Annotated in this window: 10 protein-coding genes and 1 tRNA gene; 2 read left to right on the forward strand and 9 right to left on the reverse strand. The window is 35.8% G+C overall.

The genetic code is table 11. The annotated features are described in order from the left end of the window. The 9 genes from NTU89_03080 to NTU89_03120 all read right to left on the reverse strand — a co-directional run. The coding region (locus NTU89_03080; GenBank protein MCX5923529.1) for a hypothetical protein at positions 1–411 on the reverse strand (411 nt) is incomplete at its 3' end. 348 nt (positions 412–759) lie between these two features. Beyond that, on the reverse strand, positions 760–1,083 hold the full coding sequence (gene rnpA / locus NTU89_03085; GenBank protein ID MCX5923530.1) for a ribonuclease P protein component: 324 nt from the start codon (positions 1,081–1,083) through the stop codon (positions 760–762). A 59-nt stretch (positions 1,084–1,142) separates the two neighbouring features. Next, the gene (rpmH, locus tag NTU89_03090; protein ID MCX5923531.1) at positions 1,143–1,289 is read right to left on the reverse strand and encodes a 50S ribosomal protein L34; all 147 of its coding nucleotides are present in this window, start codon (positions 1,287–1,289) and stop codon (positions 1,143–1,145) included. A 211-nt stretch (positions 1,290–1,500) separates the two neighbouring features. Next, complete coding sequence (gene trxB, locus NTU89_03095) at positions 1,501–2,481, reverse strand: thioredoxin-disulfide reductase (protein ID MCX5923532.1); 981 nt, start codon at positions 2,479–2,481, stop codon at positions 1,501–1,503. A 15-nt stretch (positions 2,482–2,496) separates the two neighbouring features. Then, positions 2,497–3,801 (reverse strand): trigger factor, encoded by a 1,305-nt coding sequence (locus NTU89_03100; GenBank protein MCX5923533.1) that lies wholly within the window; start codon positions 3,799–3,801, stop codon positions 2,497–2,499. 14 nt (positions 3,802–3,815) lie between these two features. Then, positions 3,816–3,902, reverse strand: a tRNA-Leu gene (locus tag NTU89_03105). Positions 3,903–3,955: 53 nt separating this feature from the next. Beyond that, entirely contained in the window at positions 3,956–4,543 is a 588-nt protein-coding gene (frr, locus tag NTU89_03110) for a ribosome recycling factor (GenBank protein ID MCX5923534.1), read from the reverse strand. Between the two features lie 12 nt (positions 4,544–4,555). Then, positions 4,556–5,152, reverse strand: a complete 597-nt coding sequence (gene tsf, locus NTU89_03115) for a translation elongation factor Ts (GenBank protein ID MCX5923535.1) — start codon at positions 5,150–5,152, stop codon at positions 4,556–4,558. A gap of 182 nt (positions 5,153–5,334) precedes the next feature. Continuing rightward, positions 5,335–6,027, reverse strand: a complete 693-nt coding sequence (locus tag NTU89_03120) for a hypothetical protein (protein ID MCX5923536.1) — start codon at positions 6,025–6,027, stop codon at positions 5,335–5,337. A 222-nt stretch (positions 6,028–6,249) separates the two neighbouring features. Here NTU89_03120 and NTU89_03125 point away from each other — a divergent pair, with 222 nt between their 5' ends. Then, positions 6,250–7,098, forward strand: a complete 849-nt coding sequence (locus NTU89_03125) for a hypothetical protein (GenBank protein MCX5923537.1) — start codon at positions 6,250–6,252, stop codon at positions 7,096–7,098. Continuing rightward, positions 7,064–7,650: hypothetical protein (locus tag NTU89_03130; protein MCX5923538.1), on the forward strand; the 587-nt coding region annotated here is incomplete at its 3' end. The genes NTU89_03125 and NTU89_03130, both read left to right, overlap by 35 nt.

Below are 7,650 nucleotides of genomic sequence, written 5' to 3' on the forward strand. Positions count from 1 at the left end.
ATAAGAATTTTTCAACAGAGTTTGATTAATTTGATTGATGATTTCATGTTTTCTTGTTTTTTCTATCTCTTTTCCTTCTCGTGGCGCTTTGTGTAGCACTTCAAGCGCATTATTTGTCCAGTTATTTGTATGATTGGTATAATAATTTTGCTCAAGCTTTGCAGATCTTACAGCCTTTAATATTAAATCAAATTGTTTGAATTCTGATTTTTCTGAGTGAAAGAGGGATAGTTTATCATCTTTTATAAGCTGCTGGAGAATATAAGCATTGTATGATGGGTCCCACTGTGAAAGCCACTTTAGATTTAATTCTTGAGGGCTTTTTGCCTGCTTTTGTTTTTTTGAAGATGAGGCTTGAATGTTGCTCGAAAAAAGAATAAGTAGGGTAAGAAAAGTATTTAAATTTTGCATGTTAAAATCCATTAAAAAATAGAAAAATTTAACATCATCTTAGCCAGACTGCAAAAACATAAGCAACTATTTTACAAAACAGCTTAGTTTTGCTTGCTACTAGATGCTTTTTTGTGTTTCATCCAAATTGAAACAGGGTTGCAGCTTAAAAGTCGCTTAGCTATCGAAACAATAGCAACAGTCAAAGGCTTTGTTTGTAGCTGTAAAATCGCAAATTGTGTGCATCCTAGCTCAAAAGGACAAATGTTGCCAGGCCCTAGAAGTGGCCGAAAACGATTTATCAGAAAAATGAAGAGATTTGCCAAAGTAAAAGAAGATAAGTTTATTATTTGTAGAAAGATGTCTTTGCTAGAAAAGGCTGAGTAGTAATTCTTTAAGCCCTGTAAAATCATATTTTTTCCCAGCTGGACGAGCAATAACAATTAAATTAGTCATTTTTTCATAGAGCTTTTCTTCCCAATAAATAGCCTTAAGCCGACGCTTTAAAAGGTTGCGCTCTGGGGAGTTGCCATATTTTCTTGATGCAATTATTAAAATACGACCAAAGTCTAAGGTCGCAGGGGCTATCAAAAAAGTAAAAGCTTGATTCTTTTTTTTACACTTTGCGGTGTTAAAGAAGTGATCAAGCTCTTTCTTTTTGAATTTTGAGAGATTTTTTGATGCGTTTTGCATAAATCAAAATTCTTTAAATTCAAGGTTATGTGCGCTTTTACGCGGTAGCCAAAAGTGGCCTACGCTGCGTGAACTGCTAGGCGAGTTCTACCTTTTGCGCGACGACGTCGGATAATTGTACGACCGTCTTTTGTTGACATCCGTTTTAAGAAACCATGTTTTCTGTTACGTTTAACGCGACTTTTTCTAAAAAATGTTACTGACATAGGAAGAACCTTTTCTATTGGTCTGAAAAATAGCTATTTTATAGTTAATATTCTAAAGTAAATGCGATTTTTTGCAATAAAAACTATCTACTCTAGGGCTTTAAGCTTTTATTTCATGCTGGATCCATCTGTTTTAGGCTTTGTTTCCAGCTTTCGCAGGACACTGCAAGCATGAGGACTACGAGCAAGGTAAAGGCTTTTTTATATTATTTTACTCAAGGTTTTGGTCAGCTAAATATCTTTCTGCTTCAAGTGAGGCAATGCACCCAAAACCAGCAGAAACAATTGCTTGGCGGTATTTTGGATCTTGCACATCACCTGCCGCAAATACGCCAGGCACTGAAGTCTTAACTAAATCGTGCACTTTTATATGGCCAATGTGAGTTCTGTCAATTTGATCTTCAAACATTGTCGTATTTGGCTTAAGTCCAATTGCTAAAAACATAGCATCAGCTTGTAATTCTTGGGTATCTTGTGTTTGTTGATTGGTAATTGTAAGGCTGGTTATTTTGCCACCAGATCCATTAACGCTCGTAACGGTACTGTTATAAATAATTTTAAATCCAGGCTTGATAGATTCAAGTGAGGCGTTTCCAGAGTTGTTGCTGAGCACTCGAGCTTGCATAGCATGTGACGCGGTAAGCTTATCTGAAATGTGTACAATTGTTACGTTGTTTCCATTTCTATGTAAAAATGAAGCACTTTCCATGCTTGAGTCTCCGCCTCCAACAACTACCACTTCCTGGTTTCTATAAAATGCTCCATCGCAGACAGCGCATGTAGATACTCCTTTGCCCCAAAATTCCTGCTCACCTGGGCAGTTAAGCTTGTTTGGGGTAGCTCCAGTAGCAATGATAATGCTATGCGCTTGTATTTGATTTTTGCCATCGATGGTCATTGAGAAAGGTTTTTTAGAAAGATCAACGGATGTAACAGAGCCTGATATTGTTTTAACATTAAATTTTTTTGCATGTTCTGCCATATTTATCATGAGGCTTGGTCCTGAAATAGAACCGTTTCCTGGCCAGTTTTCAATATCGGTTGTTCCCATCAGTTGTCCGCCGGGCTTTGGGCCTTCAATTATGACGGGGTTTAAATTTGCACGAGCAGCATAAATTCCAGCAGTTAAACCAGCTGGGCCAGCCCCTATGATAACAAGAGAGTGTGTTTTCGATGGTGTTGTGTTTTCCATGATTGGGTTTTCGAATTACTTTTTAGTTAAATGATGAATTATATGGTTAATTGATTTTTCTTTTAGGCAAAATTTATATAAGCTTTCGCTTTCAATAGGGTATTCTTGACCATCAAGCTGTGTTTTTATAAATGGAAAATATAAAAAATCTTTTAATCTTGGCCTTTGGGTGATGTGTAAAATAGCTTTCATGTCTTGATTGCTTACCGAGATATTATCTTGGTATCCAACGAATTCTGCAACAACGCTATCAAGAAGCTGTCTTTTTGCCATATTTGTAACGTTCGTGTCAAAGTTTGGATCCTGTTTATAAATAATAAAGTCAGGTTTGAATTTTAAGTCTGTTAAAATAAGTTTTTTTTGTTCAATTATTGCAGCGTCTGGTAAAACGATATGATTTTTTTTAATAATCAGTTTTAATGCTTCGTGGCTAATAGAGCGACGCTGAGAAATGTCATTGTTAAACGAAAACACTTCCGTGATTTTTATAAGTAAATCTTTTTGGGTTTTGATTTTAAAATATTGTTTAAAATTATCAAATGAAAATGACCCATAGGGAACAATGTCTTGTATCTCAATTACATATGTATAATGAGAATTTGAGGCTTCGCAGAAGTAATTTTGAAGGCTTGGATTATCGGTAACTATTCGCTCATTGACATGTTTTCCTAAGAATAAAGTCTGAAAAAGAACATCTGGTTCTTCATCGCCGATTTTTAACCAGATTGGTGAGGTATGTTTATCAAATACTGCTTTGTTGTTTTTATCGATAATCCATGCGGTAAAACAGACCCAGTCTCCGACAGCAATTCCATTTTCAGGTTTGTATCGACTTTGGATAGCTTCTTCTTCTTGAAGAAAAGAAGTTACTTGTTTATCAATATCTCTATATCTTTTTCGTGGTGTTGGTTTAAATGGAAGATATTTCCAACTTTGCATGTAAAGTTCTTTAGGCGTATGCCCCTCAAAGCTATATTGAGCGTTTCCATCATTATCTATTTGAATGTTTGTAAGTTGTGGCGTTCCAACAATAATAATTTTTTGTTGACGAATGCTTTGCATTAAATTATTTATACCAAAAAATTTAAGCCCCAGATCTTTCAGATGACTGACGATTGGGGCTTTGAAATGTTCTTGGATATAAGAAATTGGTGCTGAACCTCGTTTAAATCCAATAGATTGTGTTGTGCTTTGTTGTGATTGTGCTGCTAGTTGAAAAAACGATTCTGTAATTTTTGATGGAACTGATACTGTGAAAAGACAATTGTTACTTAAGGGTTGTTGATTAACCTGACAAGAAACGTTATCGCTTTGTACCATAAATCTCCTTTTTTTGGTGCAAGAGAAGGGAATTGAACCCCCACTCCCTTTCGGGAACTGGATCCTAAGTCCAGCGCGTCTACCAATTTCGCCACTCTTGCATTCAATGATCTATGTACAGTATGCACAAAACTTTTTATTTATACAAGCTGTCTTACAGAGACTTTAGCTCATTTTTTTTCTTTTCACCAGTTGCATCAATTTTTTCAACATATTTATCAGTAAAATCTTGAAGTGTTTTGTTCAAACGTTTTTCAAAGTCTTCAGATATTTTTTTGCTTTTTTGAGCATCTTTGATCATGTTTACAACATCTTTTCTGACGTTTCTAATGTCAATTTTGCTATCTTCGATTTTTTTGCCAACTAGTTTTGCAAGCTCATCACGACGAGTAGTTGTCATGCGAGGAAGCTCAAGTCTGATAATATCACCATCAATGATAGGACTTACGCCAAGATGTGACGATGCGAGAGACCTTTCAATATCTAACAAAATACCTTTGTCCCATGGTTGTACCGTTAAAATGTTAGCGTCTGGTGATGCAAGAGAAGCAACTTCTCTAAGATTCATAACGCTTCCGCCATAACATTCAACTTTGAGATCTTCGATCATGCTGATGTGTGCTTTGCCAGTTCTTATTCCTGTTAGTTCTTTTTCAAAATGAGCAAACGATTTGTCCATTTCTGCACATACAGGTTTTTCAAAGGATTTTAAATTACCTTCTTCAATAATAATAGGTGTCATCGTTGCTATCTCCTACGCGCCAATTTCAAAGCGTGCAAATCGTTTAATTTTAATATTTTCGCCAGTTTTTGCAGATAATTCTTTAAGCAATTCTTCAATTGTTTTAGCTTCATCTTTTACAAATTGTTGTTTTAATAAAGAAACATCGCTTGCAATTTTTGACATTTTACCTTCAATGATTTTTTCAATCATAGCAGCAGGTTTGCCTTGAGACTTCAATAGTTCGATAGCGATGTCTTTTTCTTTTTCTATAAATGCAGCATCAACTTGATCAGGTGATACGTATTGCGGTTTCATTGCTGCAATGTGCATCGCAATGTCTTTTGCTACAGCTTTAACAGCTTCAGTTCTAGCGACGAAATCAGTTTCGCAATTGAGCTCAACCAAAACGGCCATTTGATCACCAGGGTGAATGTATGAAACGATAACACCTTGAGAAGTTTCTTTGTCAGCTCGTTTATCAGCAAGGGCTGTGCCGCGTTTTCTTAGAAGTTCGATTGATTTTTCAATGTCGCCATTTGCTTCTTCTAAGGCTTTTTTGCAATCAAGCATACCAAGGCCAGTCATGTTGCGTAATTTTTGTATTGATTCTAGTGATACTTTTGTCATTTTATTGATCCCTATAACTTATTGACCATTTAAAGATTGACCTGAATACTTAGATCAGATGGCCATATTGAATTTTATATATAAAAGAATTATTTTGCATATTTTGCAAAGAAAGTTTCTATATTTAGTTTGCCATAAAATAGAACTTTGGCAAAGGCCTATTTTCGGCATCCTGATTTTGCTTATATTTCCTGGAAGGTTTCATTGTTGCGATTAGTTGGTTGTTTTGCCTTTAATTCGTTAGCTTCAATATTGAAATACTCTTTAGCCCTGCGAATTTTATTGAGCTCTTGCTGTCTTTCTATGCCTAGTTTTATTCTTTCTTGTTTTTCTCTTAATTCTCGTGCTTTTCTGAGTCGATTCATAGTTCTTCGAGCTCCATGGATTCTAGCCAGTGGCTTTGGATTCTTTGTCTTATCGTATATGGCATTTGCTGCAACAAAGTCTTGATGAGGTTTCTTTTTTTTATGAATTAGGTGAATTTTTATTCTATGCTCAGGATCTGCTTTTTCGTTAATGTTCTTGATATTTAACATAATAAAATTGTCTGATGTAAATTCAATATCTACTCCAACATTTTTAAACAGTTCTATAATTTTTAATTTCATTAATTCTTGTGATGCGGTCGATGATTGTTGCACCGCAAGCTCTGTGCGCTCAATTAAAATTCGAACATTTTCATTGTTGCTCCATTCATCATTAACGATAGGCCCGTATTCGTTGAGTTCATCTTGTAAAAAACTCAGCTGAAAAAGTTGATTCATTGATAAAAAAACATCTGTTTTTTCTGGTTGAATTTTTGATTCAAGCCGTATTGCTTGAATGATAGTTTGATTTGAAATGGTCAATAGAAAACAAATTATATATTTTTTCATATCGCTTTCTTTTATAAAAAATTCAAAGACTCTTGTTCTTGGTCTAGGATAAAAAATTTTTTATGTAAAGCAAGCTATCTACGTTTTTATAATTGATTTAAAAGTTAGATTGATTTTTAAATATTCATATCTTAAAATTCAGTGTGATAATAGTTTCTATTTTGAAATCTTAAGTATTTATTTTTTATTTTAGTTAGATTTTTTCTTAAAAAAGGGAGAAGTATGAGCCACCGATTTATTTTAATGTTTTTAATGATGAGCTATAGCAAAGTAGTTTTTTCTAGTGATTTACAAAATCCTGAAGAGATTGATTTAGACTCTCGTAAAGTCTTTCAATTAGAAGCTCAAGAAGATTTTGACAATAGTAGCACAAGAAAAGGCGTTCAGTATTCAACGGTTATTGCTGCTGGCTCATCTGATAAATATTCTGGACTTCTTAAGCATGGTGTTTTAGTTGGAGAGGGAGCATCTATTATTTCTTCAATAGATTCTGGAAAAAGTGGCCAGTTATTGGTTGGTTCAACTGACTCAGATCCATTATTTGTTACACCAACAGCGGGTAGTGGCTTATCTTTAATTTCAAATGAAAAGACTATTCAATATTCTTTAGCTTCGCCGGTGGCTGTTTCAAATGGTGGGACAGGTAAAACAACATTGTCAGAATATCGGCTGCTTGCGGGTGGAACAACTTCTTCTGGAAGCTTGCAAGAATTATCATCTGGAGTATCTGGACAAGTCTTAGTTTCTGCTGGATCTAGAGCATTACCCATTTGGACAAGCATTGGTGTGGTTGGAGCTACTGGTATTACGGGTTCTACAGGAAGCACAGGATCTACTGGACTAACTGGTCTAACAGGTGCAACAGGACTTACGGGTTCTACAGGAAGGAAGTACAGGATCTGCTGGCGTAACAGGGCTTACAGGATTGACTGGTTCTACTGGTGCGATTGGATTAACTGGAGCTGTCGGATTAACTGGCGCTGTAGGGGCGGGGATTACTGGAGCTGCTGGTCAAGTTTTATTAGGATCTGGTTCTTTGGATCCAATATTTGTAACTCCAAGCGCAGGTAGTGGATTGTCTGTAACGTCGAACTCAAAGACACTTCAATACTCTTTATCTTCTCCGGTTGCAGTTTCAAATGGTGGAATTGGACTGACAACATTAACAGCCTATTCTCTTTTGGCTGGAGGAGCGACATCTACAGCTTCTGCGCAGTCGCTTTCTAGCGGAAATAGTGGTGATATGCTTGTTTCAAATGGACCAACAGCTTTACCATCTTGGTCAAGTCCGTTACTTCAAACAGCTTTGGTAGCATTGACAAACTCGCAAGTCAGAAATCTTGGAGTTACGCCGATTACTTTAATAGCTGCCCCTGGAGATGGAAAAGTGATTTCTGTTTTGAATTGTTTTATTAAGTTAAGTTGCCCTACGGGTAGTGCTTTTACCGGCTCTGGTAATTTAAGATTGGGGTACAGCATGACTTCTGGTAAAGAGGTTATTCTTACTGCAAAAATAAACAGTTCGATTATTGCATCATCAAATCAAATTTCTAGAACCTATCCTGATCAAAAGACAGGAGATGCTTATACGAACTCCGTCAATCAACCTGTTCTGATTTATAA

Source organism: Candidatus Dependentiae bacterium (assembly GCA_026389065.1).
Classification (GTDB): Bacteria; Babelota; Babeliae; order Babelales; family Chromulinivoraceae; genus JACPFN01.